Raw genomic sequence first — 19,066 nt, 5'->3', positions numbered from 1 at the left:
ACGGGTGCTTACAGCTCGATCCGCTTGATGTCGCCGACGACGAAGATGTACGACAGCGCACCAACCAGCGCGATCACGCCGATGAACACGAGCGCGCCGACGAACGAGCCGGTCGATGCGACGATGAAGCCGACGACGAGCGGCGTGATGATGCCCGCGAGGTTCGCCGCGAAGTTGAAGATGCCGCCCGTCACGCCGAGCAGGCCGTCCGGTGCGATATCCGACACGAGCGTCCAGCCGAGCGCGGCCATGCCCTGCGCGAAGAATGCGACCGACATGATCGCGATCACCGCTTCGTTGCTCTGCACGTAGTTCGCGAGAATGATCGTCGACGCGAGCAGCAGGCCCGCGATGATCGGCAGCTTGCGTGCGAGGTTCGCAGACTTGCCGCGGCGCAGCAGCCAGTCGGAGAAGATCCCGCCGAACATCACGCCGACCGACGCGGCGATGAACGGCATCACCGCGAAGAAGCCGATCTTCAGCCAGCCCATGTGGCGCTCGGTTGCCAGATAGGTCGGGAACCAGGTCAGGAAGAACACGAGCGTCGAGTTGCCGGCGAACTGGCCGAGGCAGATGCCCGCGAGCTGGCGCTTCTTCACCAGTTGGCCGACCATCGACCAGCTGAACTTCGGCTGCTCGGCCTTGCCGCTCTTGGCGTCGGTCTTGCGCACGCCGTGCACGAGGCCGCCGCCCGCTTCGATGTACGCGAGTTCCTCCGAGTTCGCGCCCGGATGGTTGCGCGGCTCGTGATAGAACTTCCACCAGACGAGGCCGAACGCGATGCCGACCGCGCCCACGACCCAGAACAGCGAGCGCCAGCCGAACGCGCCCATCAGCGCGAACAGCACGGGGCTGAAGAACGCGAGGCCGATGTATTCGCCGACGGTATAGGTGCCGGTCGCCATCGCGCGTTCGTTCTGCGGGAACCACGTCGCGACGACGCGGCTGTTGGTCGGGAAGCATGGCGCTTCCGTCACGCCGAGGCCCAGCCGGCACGCGAGCAACGTCGCGACGCCCGGCACGAAACCTTGCAGGAACGTGCACAGCGACCACAGCGTCATCGACCAGTAATAGGTGACCTTGCTGCCGAAGCGGTCGAGGAACAGGCCGCCGGGCACCTGCATCGCCACGTACGTCCACGAAAACGCGGAGAACATGATGCCCATCACGGCCGCGTTGATGCCGAGCTCCTTGGTAAGCTGCGGCGCAGCCACGCCCAGCACGGTGCGGTCGAGATAATTGATCATCGTGCCGATCGCGAGCAGCGCGAGGATCTTGTAGCGCGCCGACGTGCGCCGGACCGTGCCGGCCGCCTGCGCCGGCGCGGCGCTCGTGTGGGTAGTGTGCTGCATGGTCGTCTCCTGGTCTCTTTCTGTGTCTGTAAGGGGGTCAGCGCGCGACGAGCGACTGAAAGTGATCGAACATCCGCTCGGCGTCGGGCGTGCGCCCGGTGAAGAGCTCGAACGCGTCGACGGCCTGGTACACGGCCATCCCGCCGCCCGGCAGCGTCGCGCAGCCGGCCGCTCGCGCGGCGTGGATCAGTTCGGTTTCGAGCGGGAAATACACGATGTCGGCCACCCACATGCCCGCATGCAGCAGCTCGGCCGGCAGCGGCAGGCCCGGATGCTTGGCCATGCCGGTCGGCGTGCAGTGGATCAGGCCGGTCGCCGCGCGCATCGCGGCGGCGAGATCGCTGCCCGGCGTGACGCGGGCGGCGGGGAAGCGCTGCTGCAATTCGCCCGCCAGCGCGGTGGCGCGCGTGCCGTCGACGTCGAAAATCGTCAGTTCGGCCGCGCCCATCTGCAGCGCCGCGTGCGCGACGGCCGCGCCCGCGCCGCCCGCGCCGAGCTGGACGACGCGTTCGAGCGACGCGCCGGGCAGCCCACGGCTAAACGATTTCGCGAAGCCCGACCAGTCGGTGTTGTGGCCGATCCGCTTGCCGTCCTTGAACAGCACGGTATTCACCGCGCCGAGCGCACGCGCGTCGTCCGACAGCGCGTCGAGGTGCTCGATCACGCGCTGCTTGCACGGGTGCGTGATGTTCAGCCCGTTGTAGCCCATCCGCTGCGCGGCATCGAGCAGTTGCGGCAGCGCGTCGGCGGTCACGCCGAGCACGTCGAGATCGAGGCGCCGGTACACGTAGCCGAAGCCCTGGCGGAACCCCTCTTCCTCGTGCATCGCGGGCGACAGCGAACCGCCGATGCCCTGGCCGATCAGGCCGATCAGGAACGACGGGCGGCTCATCGTGCGGCTCCCTTCGCGAACACCGTCGCCAGGCGCTGCAGCGCGAACACGTAGCCTTCGGTACCGCAGCCGCAGATCACGGCTTCGGCGAGCGCCGACACATACGAATGGTGACGGAACGCCTCGCGGCGATGGACGTTCGAGATATGCACTTCGATCACCGGCTTCGCGATCGCGGAAAGCGCGTCGGCCAGCGCCACCGACGTATGCGTATACGCGGCCGGGTTGATCACGATGCCGTGCGTGTCGTGACGCGCGGCGTGCAGCCAGTCGATCAGCTGGTGCTCGGCATTCGACTGGCGAAAGTCGATTTCCAGCCCGAGCCCTTCCCCCGCCGTGCGGCAGCGCTGCTCGAGATCGGCGAGCGTTTCCGCGCCGTAGATATGGGGCTCGCGCGTGCCCAACAGATTCAGGTTCGGGCCGTTCAGCACCAGTACCTTGTGCTTGCTCATCGTGTTTCTGCTCCTGAAACAGGGGCGGACCACGATCGGCGCCGCCCCGAAGACATCGGAATTTGGCGCTAGTGTGCGCCCGTGCAAGCGGGCTGTCTTTCCGGGTTTTCGCTAATTTGTACCATCTAGTTAGTTTGTACAATACGGATGACTAGCCCAGTAAATTCGGGATATGGCGCCCGCGCCGAACTCAACGACTGGTTCATTCAGGGTCGGTTCGGCACGGTCGGTTAGACACGGTCGGTTAGACACGGTCGGTTAGACCGGCGTCATGCCCCGCTCATCCGCAGGAATCGCCCCATGCAGCGCTCGATCGCCACCGTGTCACTGTCCGGCACGCTCGCCGAGAAGCTCGCCGCCGTCCAGGCCGCGGGCTTCGACGGCGTCGAAATCTTCGAAAACGACCTCGTCTACTTCGACGGATCGCCGGCCGACGTCCGGCGCATGGCCGCCGATCTCGGCCTCGACATCGTGCTGTTCCAGCCGTTTCGCGACTTCGAGGGCGTGAGCGCGGCCCAGCTCGCGCGCAATCTCGACCGGATCAAGCGCAAGTTCGACGTGATGCATGCGCTCGGCACCGATCGCATCCTCGTCTGCAGCAGCGTGGCGGCCGATACGATCGCCGACGACGGGTTGCTCGTCGACCAGCTCGGCGTGCTCGCCGAAGCCGCGCGGCAGGCCGGCGTGGTGGCCGCGTACGAAGCGCTCGCGTGGGGCCGCGTCGTGAAGCGGTACGGCCACGCGTGGAAGCTCGTGAACGCGGTGAACAGCCCGCACCTCGGCCTCGCGCTCGACAGCTTCCACACGCTGTCGCTCGACGATTCGCCGGACGGGATCGCCGACATCCCCGGCGACCGGATCGCCTTCGTGCAGATCGCCGACGCGCCGAAGCTCGTGATGGACGTGATCGAATGGAGTCGCCACTACCGCTCGTTCCCCGGCCAGGGCGACTTCGACCTGGCGCGCTTCACCGCACGCGTGATCGAGTCGGGCTATACGGGGCCGCTATCGCTGGAGATCTTCAACGATGGCTTCCGCGCGGCGCCGACCGCGCTCACGGCCGCCGACGGCCATCGCTCGCTGCTCTATCTGGAAGACCTGACGCGTGCGCGGCTCGCCCAGGAGGGCCGCGCGCCGGCCGCCAGCCAGCCGCTGTTCGCACCGCCCGCGCCGCCCGCGCACGTCGGGTTCCAGTTCATCGAATTCGCGGTCGACGCGCAGGCGGCGGCGACCGTCGGCCAATGGCTCGGCCGGATGCGCTTCCGGCTCGCCGGCCGGCATCGCTCGAAGGACGTGACGCTGTTCCAGCACGGCGCTGCATCGATCGTGCTGAACGCCGAGCGCGACTCGTTCGCCGATGCGTTCTTCCAGCAGCACGGGCTGTCGCTGTGCGCGTCGGCGTTCCGCGTCGACGACGCGAAAGTGGCGTTCGAACGCGCGGCCGGCTTCGGCTACGCGCCGTTTTCCGGCCGGGTCGGGCCGAACGAGCGCGTGCTGCCGAGCGTGAAGGCGCCGGACGGCAGCCTCGAATATTTCGTCGACGAAGCGCCGGATGCGCCGACGCTGTATGAATCGGACTTCGTGCTGACCGACATCGACGGCCCCACCGAAGTCGGCCCGCTGACGGGTATCGACCATGTGTGCCTCGCGCTGCCGGCCGACGCGCTCGACACGTGGATCCTGTTCTTCAAGACTGCGTTCGGCTTCGACGCCGAGCGCAGCTGGCTCGTGCCCGACCCGTACGGGCTGATGCGCAGCCGCGCGGTACGCAGCGCCGACGGCTCGGTGCGGATCGCGCTGAACGCGTCGGTCGACCGTCATACGGCCGTCGCCGAATCGCTCGACCGCTACCACGGCACCGGGCTGAACCACGTCGCGTTCCGCACGGACGACATCGTGAAGACGGTCGCCGCGTTCGCGGCCGACGGCGTCCCGTTCCTGCGCATTCCGGCCAACTACTACGACGATCTCGCCGCGCGCTATGCGCTACCGGACGAACTGATCGACACGCTGAGCGCGCATCACCTGCTCTACGACCGCGACGAGGATGGCGGCGAATTCCTGCATGCGTATACGGAACTGGTCGACAACCGCTTCTCGCTCGAGATCGTCGAGCGGCGCGGCGGGTATGACGGCTACGGCGCGGCGAACGCGGCCGTGCGGCTTGCGGCGCAGGCGCAGGCGCAGCGGCGGAAATAAGGATGAGAGAAGTTCGGGGCCGGAGCGCGCTCGCGATTCGGCGATCGATTGGACCGCGCGATCTCGCCGCGCGCCATCGTCGCACATCGGGCAGCCAGGTACCGGCCTGCGCGGTCGGCCGCGGCCATGCCGGAACCCGCGCGCCGGCCGCCGTTACATCCCGTAACCCGTACCGCGGTGCAGCATTGCGCCGCTCGCCCCGGTTTTAAGAATCGCTTAAGTCTTCGACGGCACCATCCGCAACCAGTACCCGATGGTTATCTCGAAAAGGAGGAAAGCGATGAGCGCCGTAGAAGCACCCGCGGGCCGCCCGGCCGCGCCCCCTGCAAAGAAGACGATGCTGCGCCGCCTGCTCAGTCATCATGAAATCGCGACGTTGCTCGTGCTGCTGCATGCACCGATCGGCGCGAACGCCAAACCCGAATTGCCCGCGCTGCAGGAAGCCGGCCTCGTCGAAATGGTCAAGCTCGACCCCGATACGAGCCCGAGCTTCCGGCTGACCGAAGACGGCACGGCCGTCCTGAAAGGGCTCGGCTACCGCTGAGCCAGCGCTTCACCCTTTCCCGTTTCCCCGCCTTACCCCGCCTTACCCCGATCCCTGTGACGCGCCGGCCGCCCCGGCGAGTCGCGTCACCCTGCCCGCTCCTGCAGCATCAACCGGTATTCCGTCGGCGTCACGCCGACCGTCGCCTTGAACTGGCGCGTGAACGCGCTGTGATCCGTATAGCCGCATAGCGCGGCGACGTCGGTCACCTTGTCGTGCGTGACGAGCAGCGCGGTGGCCGCGTCGAGCCTCGTCTTCAGCAGCACCTGGCGCGGCGTCAGGTGGAACACCTTGTGGAAGTAGCGTTCGAGCTGCGCGACCGACATCCCGGCCATCTGCGCGAGCTGCTTCAGGTTCAGCGGCTGCACGTAATGATCCTGGATGTGCTGGACCACGTCGGCGAGCCGGCTGTACGCCGGGTGCGATCCCTCGTGCGCCTTCAGGTCGCGCGAGATGCCGGCGAGGCCGACCACCCGGCCCGCGGCGTCGCGCAGCGGCTCCTTGCAGGTCAGGCACCAGCCCGGCTGGCGGCCCGGATACAGGTGCAGCTCGAGCTGATCCATCAACTGCTGGCCGGCGTTGATCGTCGCCATGTCCTGCTCGAAATAGCTGCGGCCGAAGCGGCGCGGAAACACCTCGTCGGCCGTCTTGCCGAGCAGGTCGCGCTTGTCCTTGTAGCCGCAGCGCATCGCCAGCGTGCGATTGACGATCGCATAGCGGCCGCTCGCATCCTTCACGAAAAACGCGACGTCCGGCAGCGCATCGAACACCGGTTCAAGCAGGCGAAAATGCGCGAGCATCGCGCCGAAATCGGCGTTGTCGGGCTGGTAGCACAACGTATCGGACAGGCTCATGGGCGGTACGGCAAGCAAGGTCGTCATCCCGGCAACCGCGAAGCGAGTGGCAGATGGCGTCGATTATAGGAGCGCCCCTTCGATCGCGTCGCATCGAATGCGGGGCGGACAAGACTGTGGCCGGCGGCATCGCACGCCGCCGATCGGCTCCATCGGTGGGCGCCGCTGGTTGTGCACGCAACTAATGCGCATATGGTGTGCGGGCTAGCGACCGTTCCGCCCTCTCCGTAGCCGGCGCAGCGCACCGACACGCCGGCACCACGCACCCCAATCCCGTCATCGTAAAAATGCCGACGACCCGCGTCTTGGCGGGTTTGCGCACTCGTCATGACGATTTCGGCATATATCAGGGTAATCGACGATATGCCGATATCGTCGCCGGCCGCGCATCGAATGCGCAAGACGCACGCATTTTCGCTAACTAGACTTCGCTTCACGGTCACGAGACGACCTCCCGGTGCTGCCGCAATCGGCACGCACGGGTCACCGCATCCGCTGTCGCGTACGACGATTCCGGCACAACGCGCGTGGCACGCGGCGAGCACGCATGGCCTGCGCATCGGCCTGCCGACCGAACCGTCTCGCCCGGTTTACCGGCGCCGCCCGCATGCGCGCGGCGCCCCCAACCACGCCATCAAGGGGAAGTGAAAGTGAAGCTGAAGGTATCGCACGTCGCGCTGGCCGCCGCCTGCGCACTGTCGGGCGCGCACGCCGTCGCCGCCGACGTCGTCAAGATCGGTTTCGCCGCACCGCTGACCGGCCCGCAGTCGAATTACGGCACGGACATGCAGAAGGGCGTGCAGCTCGCGATCGCCGATTTCAACGCGACGCATCCGACGATCGGCGGCAAGCCCGTCACGTTCCAGCTCGACGCGCAGGACGACCAGGCCGACCCGCGCACCGGCACGACCGTCGCGCAGCGGCTGATCGACGACAACGTGCGCGGGATCATCGGCCACTTCAACTCGGGCACCAGCATTCCCGCGTCCGACCTGTACGATCGCGCGGGGCTGCCGCAGATCTCGATGGCGACGTCGCCGCAATACACGGCGCGCGGCTACAAGACGACCTACCGGTTGCTGACGAGCGACGCGCAGGCGGGCCGCATCGTCGGCACGTACGCGGTGAAGACGCTGCGCTTCAAGCGCATCGCGATCATCGACGACCGCACGGCCTACGGCCAGGGCATCGCCGACGAATTCGCGAAGGCCGTCGAAGCGGCCGGCGGCACGATCGTCAAGCGCGACTTCACGAACGACAAGGCGCTCGATTTCTCCGCGATCCTGACCAACCTGAAGGGCGTGAATCCGGACGCGGTCTTCTACGGCGGCGGCGACGCGCAATCGTCGCCGATGATCCGCAAGATGCGCCAACTCGGGATGAAGTCGGCGTTCGTGACGGGCGAGATGTCGCGCTCGCCGACGTTCCTGAAGGTCGGCGGCGACGCGGCCGAAGGCGCGATCGTCTACATGGGCGGGCTGCCGAAGGAAAAGATGCCGGGCTTCTCCGGCTACGCCGCACGCTACAAGGCGCGCTTCAACGAAGACGTGATCACGTACTCGCCGTATTCGTACGACGGCACGATCGCGCTGCTCAGCGCGATGAAGGACGCGAACTCGACCGATCCGAAGGTGTACACGCCGTATCTCGGCAAGGTGTCGATCAAGGGCGTGTCGGCGCCCAGCATCGCGTACGACGCGAAGGGCGACCTGAAGGATGCGCCGGTGACGATCTACAAGGTCGAGCGCGGCGCGTTCAAGCCGGTCGACTCGATCGCCGGCAACTGATAACCGATACGCGGCCCCTGCCCCGCGCGGCGCGCCCGCGGCTCACCGGCCGCCCGCGCCGCGCGCTTCGGCTGCATGGTCCGAAGCCGCTCACGGCGCGCGCCCGCGCGCGGGCATTTCGCGCTCCTGTAGAATCCCCCCACCCGCTTTGACGCTTCGTCTCCGCCGTGCCCCATCCCGGTGCGGCGGCGCGTGTTGCGTGCCTCACCCGGCACGCGGCGCGCTTCGACGACGCAAGCCGCGCCTTGTCAGTCCATGCCGAAAAGCGGGCCCTGGAGACGCAGCACCGACAACACCATTCGAAAAACGATCGTCCTGACCATGCAAGCTTCCGAATTGAGCGGCGTGCCTCGCGCCGCCGAACGCGCGCTCACGCGCAGCGACTACAAGACCCTTGGCCTCGCCGCACTCGGCGGCGCCCTCGAGTTCTACGACTTCATCATCTTCGTGTTCTTCGCGCCGGCGATAGGGCAGCTCTTCTTCCCGCACGACATTCCGGACTGGCTGCGCCAGCTGCAGACGTTCGGCATCTTCGCGGCCGGCTATCTCGCGCGCCCGCTCGGCGGCGTGATCATGGCGCACTTCGGCGACCTGTTCGGCCGCAAGCGGATGTTCACGCTGAGCGTGCTGATGATGTCGGTGCCGACGCTGCTGATGGGCCTGCTGCCGACCTACGACACGATCGGCATCCTCGCGCCGGTGTTGCTGCTGCTGTTCCGCGTGCTGCAAGGCGCGGCGGTCGGCGGCGAAGTGCCGGGCGCGTGGGTGTTCGTGTCCGAGCACGTGCCGTCGCGCCACATCGGCTATGCGTGCGGCACGCTGACCGCGGGCCTCACGGCCGGCATCCTGCTCGGCTCGCTCGTCGCGGCCGGCATCAACAGCCGTTACTCCGCGGCCGAAGTCGGCGCGTTCGCATGGCGCATCCCGTTCCTGCTCGGCGGCGTGTTCGGGCTGTTCTCCGTGTACCTGCGCCGCTGGCTGCATGAAACGCCGGTGTTCGCCGAAATGAAGGCGAAAAAGGCGCTCGCGGCCGAGATTCCGCTGAAGGCGGTGCTGCGCGACCACGGCCGCGCGGTGATCGTGTCGATGCTGCTCACGTGGATGCTGTCGGCCGCGATCGTCGTCGTGATCCTGATGACGCCCGCGCTGCTGCAGAAGCAGTTCCACCTGGCGCCCGCGACCACGCTGTTCGCGAACAGCATCGCGACGCTGTGCCTGACGGCCGGCTGCATCACCGCCGGTTCGCTCGCGGGCCGGATCGGTGCGAAGCGCGTGCTGGGCATCGGCGGCATCGGGCTGGCCGCGTGCTACTACCTGCTGTTCGTGCAGGTCGCGGCCGATGCGTCGACGCTGCCGCTCTACTACGGGATCGCGGGCTTCATGGTCGGCACGATCGGCGCGGTGCCGTTCGTGATGGTCAGGAGCTTCCCGGCCGTCGTGCGCTTCTCGGGCATCTCGTTCTCGTACAACGTCGCGTATGCGATCTTCGGCGGGCTCACACCGGTGATCGTGTCGCTGATGATGAAGTCGAATCCGCTCGCGCCGGTCGTATACGTCGCGGCGATCTGCGTGCTCGGCGCGATCGCCGTGCAGTTCTCGAAGGATGCGAAGGACGTGAAGGACGCACGCTGAACGTCGGCGCGCACGCGCCGGCCGGATGAACGAAGGGCCGAATCCCGCGGCGTGCGGGATTCGGCCCTTTTGTGTTGCGTCGGCGTCGCGACGACTACCCAAGTGTGCTCAGTTCAACGCAGCACGCCGTACGACGAATTCGGCCGGCGCAGCGCGTCGATGCTCGCGCCGCCGGCGCCGGTGACGAACAGCAGCAGGAACCCGCCGGCGATCGCGACGTTCTTCCAGAAGTGAATCACCATGTCGTGCTGGACGGCGGCGTTCGTCGCGTCCCAGAAATTGTGCCCGACCATCGCGGTCGCGATCGTGTAGACCGCCATCAGCAACGCGAGCGGCCGGACCTTGTAGCCGACGATCAGCAGCAGGCCGCCGAGCCCCTCGATCGCGACGACGATCGGCGCAACGACCTGTTGATAGGGCACGTTCATCCCGTGCAGATACGCGACGAAATCGCTGTAGCCGAGCAGCTTCATGATGCCGCCCCACAAGAACAACGCCGCCAGCGCCAGGCGTGCGAAAAAAATGACGCCGGAATCGACGGTACGCGTCATGCCTCTCTCCTCGTATGCAATTCGGCCGCCCGCGCCGGGCGCGCCCGGGCGGTTCGGCGCCGCGCGGCCCGGGAGGGCGCGCGGCAAATGGGCCAGCATAGAGGGTCTTTCCGCGGTGTCCAAGAAAAAGGTTGTAGCAAATCTTTACACTGCGGCGGCCGCGCCGGCGGCCCGGCGCGCTGAAAAACGCGTTTAGCCCGCGTCGCTCAACAGCACGCCTTTCTTGAAGATGAAGCAGCCGTAGCCGCGCGTTTCGCCGGTGACGATCACCGCATACGTCTGCTGCGCGCGCTCGTAGAACGCGAAACGCTCGACGCCGGTCAGCGGCACCGAGCGCCCTTCCGCGCGGTCGATTTCGGCCTGGACTTCGCGCTGCACGGGCGGCACCGCGGCCGCGTCGCCGACGACTTCCATCCGCCACGCGGGCGTGTCGACGAACGTGTCGAGCGGCAGCACCGACAGCACCGCGCGCACGACGCGCGCCGAATCGGCGCCGTCGACGCGCAGCGCGCGGCCGACCACCGTGTGCTCGGCGACGGATTCCGCCGGGAAGTTCGCGTCACAGATCGCGATTTCGTCACCGTGGCCCATCGCGCGCAGCGTGTGCAGGATGTCGGCGTGCAGCAGCGGGTCGAGATTCTTCAGCATGTCGGTGGGTCTCCGGGGTGGGGAACGAATCGCATAACGTTACCCGATCCCGGCGGCCGTGGTGCATGCATCGTTCACGTCACGACGCCCCGGCCGGCATTTCGTCGATGAAACCCGTGACCGACGCGAGGCGGCCCGACGCGTCGACGATGCCGAAGTCCGAGCCCTTCACGATCGCCGCGCCGTCGGGCGACACGAGCGCCCACGAGAACCGCAGATGCTGGCCGAACGCGTCCACGTCGGTCGTGCGGCGAAAGCGGTACGCGGGGAAGCGTTGCTGCACGGCGGCGATCATCGTGTCGATGCCCGCGTGGCCGTCGCCGGCCATCAGCGAATCGCGATAGGCCGCGTCGCTTGCGTACGTCGCGTCGATCAGTTCGCGGCGGCGCGCGGCGTCGGATTCGTTCCACGCGTCGAAGTAGCGGTCGATCAGGTCGGCGTGAACGGACGAAGCGGATTGAGCGGTGTTCATGGCGAGGCTCCTTGTGTCGGTAGACGATGTCGCGGACGTTTCGGGTCCGCGTGCCGCTATCGTCGCCGGGGCCGCGCAAGCGGTCGATTACGCGCGAGGTAAGGAAATCGCGCCGACCATGCGCGGCACGCCTGCGCCGCCGAATCGGGAATACGCCGCCGCAAAGAAAACGGGCGCCCGAAGGCGCCCGCATCGTCTTGCCGCCACCACCGCGCGCGTCAGGCGTCAGGTCACCGGCGCCGGATTGAACAGCGTCAGCGCATTCGCGAGCTTCCATTGCTCGGCCCACGTGCGGCGCTTGCCGCTGGCGACGTCGAGCATCAGCCGGAACAGTTCCCAGCCCATGTCCTCGATCGTTGCCGCGCCGGTCGCGATCTGCCCCGCGTCGAGATCCATCAGGTCGTGCCAGCGGCGCGCGAGATCGCTGCGCGTCGCGACCTTGATCACCGGCACCTGCGCGAGCCCGTACGGCGTGCCGCGGCCGGTCGTGAAAATATGCAGGTTCATCCCCGCCGCGAGCTGCAGCGTGCCGCAGATGAAATCGCTCGCGGGCGTCGCCGCGTACAGCAGCCCCTTCTGCCGCGCGCGATCGCCGGGGCGCACGACGCCGGCGATCGGCGCGCTGCCCGACTTCACGATCGACCCCATCGCCTTCTCGACGATGTTCGACAGGCCGCCCTTCTTGTTGCCCGGCGTCGTGTTCGCGCTGCGGTCGACGCGGCCACGCTCCAGATAGCGGTCGTACCAGTCCATCTCGCGGATGATCTCGCGGGCCACCGCTTCGTTCGCCGCACGCGACGTGAGCTGCGCGACGCCGTCGCGCACTTCGGTCACTTCCGAGAACATGATCGTCGCGCCCGCGCGCACGAGCAGGTCGGCCGCGAAGCCGACGGCCGGGTTCGCGGTGAGCCCCGAGAACGCGTCGCTGCCGCCGCACTGCACGCCGACGACGAGGTCCGATGCCGGGCAAGTTTCGCGGCGCCGACGGTTCAACCGCTCGAGATGCGATTCGGCCATCTTCATGATCGAATCGATCATCGAATGGAAGCCGACGTGCGCGGCGTCCTGCAGGCACACGACGCCGCCGTTGTCGGTCGCGCCGTCGGCGGCCACCGGAATCGCGCCCGGCGGCAGCAGGCGCTCGGGCTGCAGCTTCTCGCAGCCGAGGCTCACTGTCATCACTTCGCCGCCGAAGTTCGGGTTCAGGCTGATGTTGCGCAGCGTGCGGATCGGGATGTCGGCGTCGGGCGCATCGATCGCGACGCCGCAGCCGTACGTATGTTCGAGCCCGACCACGTCGTCGACGTTCGGGTAGCGCGGCAGCAGCTCGTCCTTGATCCGCTTCACCGCGTGCTCGACGACGCCCGACACGCACTGCACGGTCGTCGTGATCGCGAGGATGTTGCGCGTGCCGACCGAGCCGTCCGCATTGCGAAAGCCCTCGAACGTATAGCCTTCGAGCGGCTCGAGCGGCGGCGCGGCACGCGTCGCGAGCGGCAGGTCGTCGAGCCCCGGCGGCTCGGGCATGCGCATCGTGCGCTCGTTGACCCAGCTGCCGCGCCGCAGGTCGGTCAGCGCATAGCCGATCACCACGTTGTAGCGAATGACCGGATCGCCGGTCGCGAGGTCGACGAGCGCGACCTTGTGCCCCTGCGGCACGCCTTCGCACAGCGTCAGCCCGTCGGCGAAGGTCGCGCCTTCGGACAAACCGCCGTCGTTGACGACGATCGCGACGTTGTCGTCCGGATGCACGCGGATGTAGAGAGGAGAAGCAGTCATCGGAATTCCTGGAAGCCTATCTGCGATATCGTTAGTCATCATACGACATTCAACCTCACTTGATGATGCTGCGTAAACCCTTATCCGGAAAGACCCTACCCCCGACCCGCCAGCAAACCGCTTGCGTCGCTCATTCATGCGTTGTACGATGACATACAACGACATCGCCAATTCGGCTCGTATGCCGTTTCCGACGAACCAGCACTCGCGCTAGACGGACGACCCAACCATGACTTCACCGCAAGAACTCAAACAAATCATCTCCCACGGCCTGCTGTCGTTTCCGCTGACGGATTTCGACGCCGACGGCAGCTTCCGTCCGACCACCTACGCCGAGCGCCTCGAATGGCTGGCGCCGTATGGCGCGAGCGCATTGTTCGCGGCCGGCGGCACCGGCGAATTCTTCTCGCTCACGCAGCGCGAGTATTCGGACGTGATCCGCGTCGCGACGGAAACCTGCAAGGGCAAGGTGCCGATCCTGGCCGGCGCGGGCGGCGCGACGCGCGTCGCGATCGAATATGCGCAGGAAGCCGAGCGCCTCGGCGCGAGCGGCGTGCTGCTGATGCCGCACTACCTGACCGAAGCGAGCCAGGAAGGGATCGCCGACCACGTCGAGCAGGTGTGCCGCGCGCTGAAGATCGGCGTCGTGGTGTACAACCGCGCGAATTCGAAGCTGAATGCGGACATGCTCGAGCGCCTCGCCGACCGTTGCCCGAACCTGATCGGCTTCAAGGACGGCGTCGGCGAAATCGAGAGCATGGTCACGATCCGCCGCCGTCTCGGCGATCGTTTCGCGTACCTCGGCGGCCTGCCGACGGCTGAAGTCTATGCGGCCGCGTACAAGGCGCTCGGCGTGCCGGTGTACTCGTCGGCCGTGTTCAACTTCATCCCGAAGACGGCGATGGCATTCTACGAAGCGATCGCGAACGACGACCACGCGACGGTCGGCCGCCTGATCGACGAGTTCTTCCTGCCGTACCTGAAGATCCGCAATCGCCGCGCCGGCTACGCGGTCAGCATCGTGAAGGCGGGCGCGAAGCTCGTCGGCCACGACGCGGGCCCGGTGCGCGCGCCGCTCGTCGACCTGACCGACGAAGAAGCAGCCGAACTCGACGTGCTGATCAAGAAGATGGGCCCGCAGTAAGCCGGGTTCGCCGGCGGCGCAGGGCCTTCATCGGCACGGCGCGCCGGCTCCCGCAGTCCTCCCTATCCGTATCGCGCAATGGCCACGTGGCTCGACGAGCCGGCGCGGCCATTGCATTACATCTGCGCGATCGCGCCGATGATCCGCTGCCGCACGCTCGCGAGCGTACGCTGCGTCTCGTCGATCCCCTTGCGGGCCGCGAGCGGCCGGCCGCGCGCCGGCGACTCGGCGCCCACGATCTGTTCCAGCACGTCGCGATCGACGACCGCATCGAAGAAGCGCCCGACGGTAAACATCGCGTACTGCTTCGCGGTCGCGAGATGCGTGTTGGCCTGCGTGAGCGCGTCGGCGCGCTCCGCGCCGTTCGGCCCGTCGATGCTGCGGCGATGCTTCAGCGCGAACACCACGGCCTCCATGTCGTACTTGAAGCGCTCGACGGCCCTGCCGAAGATCAACGAATGCGGATCGGAGCCCGCGACGGGCCGCCCCTGGTTGATCGTCACGTCGAATTCGCTGCCGCCCAGTTCGCGCTGCAGCGCGAACAGCGCGTCGGCCAGCACGCGCCCTTCGCTGGTTTCGCCGATCTGGGTACGGACCGATTTCGCGACGTCGCCGATCGTTTTCCACAACCCTGCCGCGAACAGGTGGTCGCCACGCTTGCTGATAGTCATCGGATGGTTCCTTGTTGGTCTTGTGATCTCTCAGGCTCGCCTGCGGGCCGGACGGCCCGAGGCTTCGCTACTGTAGGAGAAACGCGGGCAACAGGAAAGCCGACCTCTCGCCGCCCCGTCCGCGCATCAATATGATCACCACTTGATGTCATAATTGATGCATCGACTTTTCCCGGGAGCCGCCCATGCGCACCACCTTGTCCCTCGACGACGCACTGCTCGCAAAAGCGCAGCAATTGACCGGCCTCACCGAAAAGTCGGCGCTCGTGAGAGAAGCGCTGCGCGCATTGATCGCCCGCGAAAGCGCGCGACGACTCGCCCGCCTCGGCGGCACCGAGCCCGACCTTGAATCGGTTCCACGCCGCCCGTCGGAGCCCGCATGATCCTTGTCGACACTTCGGTCTGGATCGATCACTTGCGGGCCGGCGACGCGACGCTCACCGCATTGCTGGAAGCGGAGCGCGTGTTGATCCATCCGTTCATCGTCGGCGAGCTTGCCCTCCGTAGCATGCGCAATCGCGAGACCGTGCTGGATGCGCTGCGCGACCTTCCGGCCGCAACCGTTGCAACCGACGACGAGGTGCAGCGCATGATCGATGCCGTCCCGCTTCACGGGCTCGGCATCGGTTACGTCGATGCCCACCTGCTTGCGTCGGCCAGACTGACCAGCGACAGCAAGCTATGGACGCGCGACCGGCGCCTGCTGGCTGCAGCGGAACGCTTGCAACTCGTCGCCCGCCCCGCTCACTGACCGAGCGAAACCGGCACCAAAGCCCGCGCGGAATAAAAAAGCGGCGGGGCCCGTGGGCCCCGCCGCCGTGTTCCAACGTGCCGGGACGCATCCCTCCCGGGACAGTGCGTTCACCGGTTATGCCACGTCACTCCGCCTTGCCGTCCCGCAGCCGCGGAATCGCGAGCGGATTGCCTTCCCGCAGCCCTTCGGGCAGCAGGTCGTCCGGGAAGTCCTGATAACACACCGGCCGCAGGAAGCGCTCGATCGCGGTCGCGCCGACCGACGTGACGGCCGGGTTCGACGTCGCGGGGAACGGCCCGCCGTGCACCATCGCATCGCACACCTCGACGCCGGTCGGGTAACCGTTGACGAGCAGGCGGCCGGCCTTGCGCTCGAGGATCGGCAGCAGCCGGCGCGCGAGCGGCTTGTCGTCGGCGTCGATTTGCAGCGTGGCCGTCAACTGGCCTTCGAGCGCGTCGAGCACACGCGCGACTTCGTCGAGATCGCGGCAGCGCACGATCAGCGACGCCGGCCCGAACACCTCGTGGCTGAACGCCGGCTCGGCCAGGAACGCCTGCGCGCCCACTTCATACAGCGCGCCGCCCGCCTGGCAGTCGGTCTGCGCGGCCTCGCCCGCGCCGATTTCGCGCACGCCCGGCAATTCGGCCAGCTTGCCGCGGCCATTGCGGTACGCATCCGCGATGCCGTGCGTCAGCATTACGCCGGCGGGCTTCTTCGCGAGCGCCTGCGCGGCGACGGATTCGAAACGGTCGAGATCGGGGCCGTCGATCGCGAGCACGAGGCCCGGATTCGTACAGAACTGACCGACGCCGAGCGTCAGCGAATCGACGAAGCCCGTCGCGATCGCGTCGCCGCGCGCGGCCAGCGCGGCCGGGAACAGCACGACCGGGTTGATGCTGCTCATTTCCGCATAGACGGGAATCGGCTGCGGGCGCGCGTTCGCGTGCTGCACGAGCGCCATCCCGCCCTGCCGCGACCCGGTGAAACCGACCGCCTGGACCGCCGGATGGCTGACCAGCGCCGCGCCGATCACGCGGCCGGGGCCGACCAGCAGCGAGAACACGCCGGCCGGCATGCCGGTTTTCTCGACCGCGGCGCGGATCGCGCGGCCAACCAGTTCGGACGTGCCGAGGTGCGCTTCGTGCGCCTTCACGATCACCGGGCAGCCGGCCGCGAGCGCCGACGCGGTATCGCCGCCGGCCACCGAGAACGCGAGCGGGAAATTGCTCGCGCCAAATACGACGACGGGCCCGAGCGCGACTTTCTGCAGCCGCAGGTCCGAGCGCGGCAGCGGCGTGCGTGCCGGCTGCGCGGGATCGATCGACGCGGCGAGGAAGCGCCCGTCGCGCACGACGCGCGCGAACAACCGGAGCTGGCCGACGGTGCGGCCGCGCTCGCCCTGCAGCCGCGCGACGGGCAGGCCCGTTTCGGCGTGCGCGCGCTCGATCAGCGCGTCGCCGAGCGCGACGATCTCATCGGCGATCGCTTCGAGAAACGCCGCGCGGGCCGCGAGCGACTGCGTACGGTACGCATCGAACGCGTCGCGTGCGAGTTCGCACGCGCGGTCGACGTCGGCCTGCGTCGCGACGCCGAACGCCGGGGCCTCGATCGGCGCGCCCTTCGTCGGGTCGAACGCGTGCAAGGTGCCTGCCGAGCCGGCCACCGCTTCGGCGCCGATCAGCATCTCTCCTGTCAGTTGCATGGGTGTGCTCCGTGGTTCGGGAATGGATGGCTCATTGTAACGCAACAGATACGATGTCTGCCGACGGCATTGCGTCATTCTCGCCGCCTGCGAGGGCGCGGACGATACACCGGTGCGCGTTGTCCGGCCAGTAAATCGCGAAATTCCCATATTGTGACGCGGACTTCAAAGGGAAAACCCGAGGTTTCTGAATTCGTGTATTGCCAATACACTTTCGGCCATGTCATACGACGACGTACGTTTAAAATGCGCAATCCGTCCTCCCCTCGCGATCTTCCACTCGACCTCGCGCGCACCGCGCGCCGCACCGCGGTGCGTTACTGGATCCTGGCGATGCTGTTCGTCGTCACGACGCTCAACTATGCGGACCGCGCGACGCTGTCGATCACCGGCACGCCGATCCGCAAGGCGTTCGGCATCGACCCGGTGACGATGGGCTACATCTTCTCGGCGTTCAGCTGGGCGTACGTGCTCGCGCAACTGCCGAGCGGCTGGCTGCTCGACCGCTTCGGCGCGCGGCGCGTGTATGCGGCGAGCATCTTCCTGTGGTCGGCGTTCACGCTGCTGCAGAGCACGATCGGCCTCGGCGGCAGCGCCGCGTTCGCGGTCGCCGCGCTGTTCGCGATGCGCTTCGCGGTCGGCATCGCGGAGGCGCCCGCGTTCCCGGCGAACGCGAAGGTCGTCGCGAGCTGGTTTCCGACCGCCGAGCGCGGCACCGCGTCGGCGATCTTCAACGCCGCGCAGTACTTCGCGGCCGTGGTGTTCTCGCCGCTGATGGCCTGGCTCACGCATGCGTACGGCTGGCACCATGTGTACCTGTGGCTGGGCCTGGCCGGCATCGCGCTCGCGTTCCTGTGGCTGCGCGTCGTGAAGGACCCGGCCGACCATCCGGCCGTGAACCGCGCGGAACTCGATCATATCGAGCAGGGTGGCGGCCTCGTGCGGTCGACGGGCGGCGCGCGCGGCAGCGGCGGCGGCGCTTCCGAGGGCAGCCGCGTGGCCGGCTGGTACTACGTGCGCCAGTTGCTGTCGAACCGGATGCTGATTGGCGTGTACCTCGGCCAGTACTGCGTGAACGTGCTCACGTACTTCTTCCTCACGTGGTTCCCGATCTACCTCGTCCAGGCGCGCGGGATGTCGCTGCTGAAGGCCGGCTTCATGACGTCGCTGCCGGCGATCTGCGGGTTCCTCGGCGGCGTGCTCGGCGGGATGCTGTCGGACGCGCTGATCCGCCGCGGCGTATCGCTGACGCTCGCGCGCAAGATTCCGATCGTCGGCGGGATGCTGCTGTCGATGACGATCATCGGCTGCAACTACGTCGACAGCGAAGCGCTGGTCATCATGCTGATGGCCGTGTCGTTCTTCGGCAAGGGGATCGGCTCGCTCGGCTGGGCCGTCGTCGCGGATACCGCGCCGAAGGAAGCGATCGGCCTGTCGGGCAGCCTGTTCAACATGTTCGGCAACACGGCGGGCATCGTCGCGCCGATCGCGATCGGCTATCTCGTCGGCGCGAGCGGCTCGTTCAACGGCGCACTGGTGTTCGTCGGGCTGAATGCGCTCGTCACCGTGTTCAGCTATCTCGTGATCGTGAAGGACATCAAGCGCGTCGAACTGCGTCATCGCGACGCGTGAG

General features: G+C 67.5%; 19 protein-coding genes. 9 read left to right on the top strand and 10 right to left on the bottom strand.

Annotated features, from left to right (window positions below):
• Nucleotides 1–8: 8 nt before the first annotated feature.
• Genes KR541_RS21805 through aroQ form a run of 3 tightly spaced genes read right to left on the bottom strand, consistent with a single transcriptional unit; the run spans nt 9 to nt 2,696 of the window.
• Entirely contained in the window at nt 9–1,352 is a 1,344-nt protein-coding gene (locus KR541_RS21805; RefSeq protein ID WP_050017298.1) for an MFS transporter, read from the bottom strand.
• A 37-nt stretch (nt 1,353–1,389) separates the two neighbouring features.
• A complete protein-coding gene (locus KR541_RS21800) occupies nt 1,390–2,244 on the bottom strand; it encodes a shikimate dehydrogenase (protein ID WP_050017299.1) in 855 nt (284 codons plus the stop codon).
• Nucleotides 2,241–2,696, bottom strand: a complete 456-nt coding sequence (gene aroQ / locus KR541_RS21795; RefSeq protein ID WP_050017300.1) for a type II 3-dehydroquinate dehydratase — start codon at nt 2,694–2,696, stop codon at nt 2,241–2,243. The genes KR541_RS21800 and aroQ overlap by 4 nt, the downstream gene beginning before the upstream one ends.
• A 300-nt stretch (nt 2,697–2,996) precedes the next feature.
• Between aroQ and KR541_RS21790 the strand changes: the two genes are divergently transcribed.
• Together KR541_RS21790 and KR541_RS21785 are read left to right on the top strand one after the other, a co-directional pair.
• Nucleotides 2,997–4,895 carry a bifunctional sugar phosphate isomerase/epimerase/4-hydroxyphenylpyruvate dioxygenase family protein gene (locus KR541_RS21790; protein WP_050017301.1) on the top strand — a complete coding sequence of 633 codons (1,899 nt, stop codon included), beginning with the start codon at nt 2,997–2,999 and terminating at the stop codon, nt 4,893–4,895.
• A gap of 280 nt (nt 4,896–5,175) precedes the next feature.
• On the top strand, nt 5,176–5,439 hold the full coding sequence (locus KR541_RS21785; RefSeq protein ID WP_050017302.1) for a hypothetical protein: 264 nt from the start codon (nt 5,176–5,178) through the stop codon (nt 5,437–5,439).
• 86 nt (nt 5,440–5,525) lie between these two features.
• Here the strand turns inward: KR541_RS21785 and KR541_RS21780 are convergent, their stop codons facing one another.
• A complete protein-coding gene (locus KR541_RS21780) occupies nt 5,526–6,320 on the bottom strand; it encodes an AraC family transcriptional regulator (protein ID WP_050017303.1) in 795 nt (264 codons plus the stop codon).
• A gap of 300 nt (nt 6,321–6,620) precedes the next feature.
• Here KR541_RS21780 and KR541_RS21775 point away from each other — a divergent pair, with 300 nt between their 5' ends.
• The 3 genes from KR541_RS21775 (at nt 6,621) to KR541_RS21765 (ending at nt 9,712) form a co-directional block, all read left to right on the top strand.
• The gene (locus tag KR541_RS21775) at nt 6,621–6,941 is read left to right on the top strand and encodes a hypothetical protein (protein WP_160300529.1); all 321 of its coding nucleotides are present in this window, start codon (nt 6,621–6,623) and stop codon (nt 6,939–6,941) included.
• Nucleotides 6,942–6,943: 2 nt separating this feature from the next.
• Complete coding sequence (locus tag KR541_RS21770) at nt 6,944–8,080, top strand: branched-chain amino acid ABC transporter substrate-binding protein (RefSeq protein WP_216089779.1); 1,137 nt, start codon at nt 6,944–6,946, stop codon at nt 8,078–8,080.
• A gap of 321 nt (nt 8,081–8,401) precedes the next feature.
• Nucleotides 8,402–9,712: an MFS transporter gene (locus KR541_RS21765; RefSeq protein WP_050017304.1), complete on the top strand. Its 1,311-nt coding sequence runs from the start codon at nt 8,402–8,404 to the stop codon at nt 9,710–9,712.
• Nucleotides 9,713–9,825: 113 nt separating this feature from the next.
• Here the strand turns inward: KR541_RS21765 and KR541_RS21760 are convergent, their stop codons facing one another.
• The 4 genes from KR541_RS21760 to garD form a co-directional block, all read right to left on the bottom strand.
• The gene (locus KR541_RS21760; protein WP_050017305.1) at nt 9,826–10,263 is read right to left on the bottom strand and encodes a DoxX family protein; all 438 of its coding nucleotides are present in this window, start codon (nt 10,261–10,263) and stop codon (nt 9,826–9,828) included.
• Between the two features lie 192 nt (nt 10,264–10,455).
• Nucleotides 10,456–10,911, bottom strand: coding sequence for an RbsD/FucU family protein (locus tag KR541_RS21755; protein WP_050017306.1), 456 nt, complete (start codon nt 10,909–10,911; stop codon nt 10,456–10,458).
• A 79-nt stretch (nt 10,912–10,990) separates the two neighbouring features.
• A complete protein-coding gene (locus KR541_RS21750) occupies nt 10,991–11,383 on the bottom strand; it encodes a nuclear transport factor 2 family protein (protein ID WP_050017307.1) in 393 nt (130 codons plus the stop codon).
• 225 nt (nt 11,384–11,608) lie between these two features.
• Nucleotides 11,609–13,162 (bottom strand): galactarate dehydratase, encoded by a 1,554-nt coding sequence (garD, locus tag KR541_RS21745; protein WP_050017308.1) that lies wholly within the window; start codon nt 13,160–13,162, stop codon nt 11,609–11,611.
• A 229-nt stretch (nt 13,163–13,391) separates the two neighbouring features.
• Between garD and kdgD the strand changes: the two genes are divergently transcribed.
• Nucleotides 13,392–14,306 (top strand): 5-dehydro-4-deoxyglucarate dehydratase, encoded by a 915-nt coding sequence (kdgD, locus tag KR541_RS21740; protein WP_089489801.1) that lies wholly within the window; start codon nt 13,392–13,394, stop codon nt 14,304–14,306.
• A gap of 116 nt (nt 14,307–14,422) precedes the next feature.
• On the opposite strand, the gene KR541_RS21735 is transcribed toward kdgD, so the two are convergent.
• On the bottom strand, nt 14,423–14,977 hold the full coding sequence (locus KR541_RS21735) for a hypothetical protein (protein ID WP_050017310.1): 555 nt from the start codon (nt 14,975–14,977) through the stop codon (nt 14,423–14,425).
• A 185-nt stretch (nt 14,978–15,162) separates the two neighbouring features.
• On the opposite strand from KR541_RS21735, the gene KR541_RS21730 reads away from it, so the two are divergent.
• Entirely contained in the window at nt 15,163–15,360 is a 198-nt protein-coding gene (locus tag KR541_RS21730; protein WP_050017311.1) for a type II toxin-antitoxin system VapB family antitoxin, read from the top strand.
• On the top strand, nt 15,357–15,728 hold the full coding sequence (locus tag KR541_RS21725) for a type II toxin-antitoxin system VapC family toxin (RefSeq protein WP_050017312.1): 372 nt from the start codon (nt 15,357–15,359) through the stop codon (nt 15,726–15,728). The genes KR541_RS21730 and KR541_RS21725 overlap by 4 nt, the downstream gene beginning before the upstream one ends.
• A gap of 127 nt (nt 15,729–15,855) precedes the next feature.
• On the opposite strand, the gene KR541_RS21720 is transcribed toward KR541_RS21725, so the two are convergent.
• A complete protein-coding gene (locus KR541_RS21720; protein ID WP_050017313.1) occupies nt 15,856–17,433 on the bottom strand; it encodes an aldehyde dehydrogenase (NADP(+)) in 1,578 nt (525 codons plus the stop codon).
• A gap of 246 nt (nt 17,434–17,679) precedes the next feature.
• Here KR541_RS21720 and KR541_RS21715 point away from each other — a divergent pair, with 246 nt between their 5' ends.
• Nucleotides 17,680–19,065 carry an MFS transporter gene (locus KR541_RS21715; RefSeq protein WP_050017314.1) on the top strand — a complete coding sequence of 462 codons (1,386 nt, stop codon included), beginning with the start codon at nt 17,680–17,682 and terminating at the stop codon, nt 19,063–19,065.
• Nucleotide 19,066 lies beyond the last annotated feature (1 nt).

The organism is Burkholderia sola, from assembly GCF_905400185.1.
Classification (GTDB): Bacteria; Pseudomonadota; Gammaproteobacteria; order Burkholderiales; family Burkholderiaceae; genus Burkholderia; species Burkholderia sola.
This window is presented reverse-complemented; position numbering and strand designations above follow the sequence as displayed.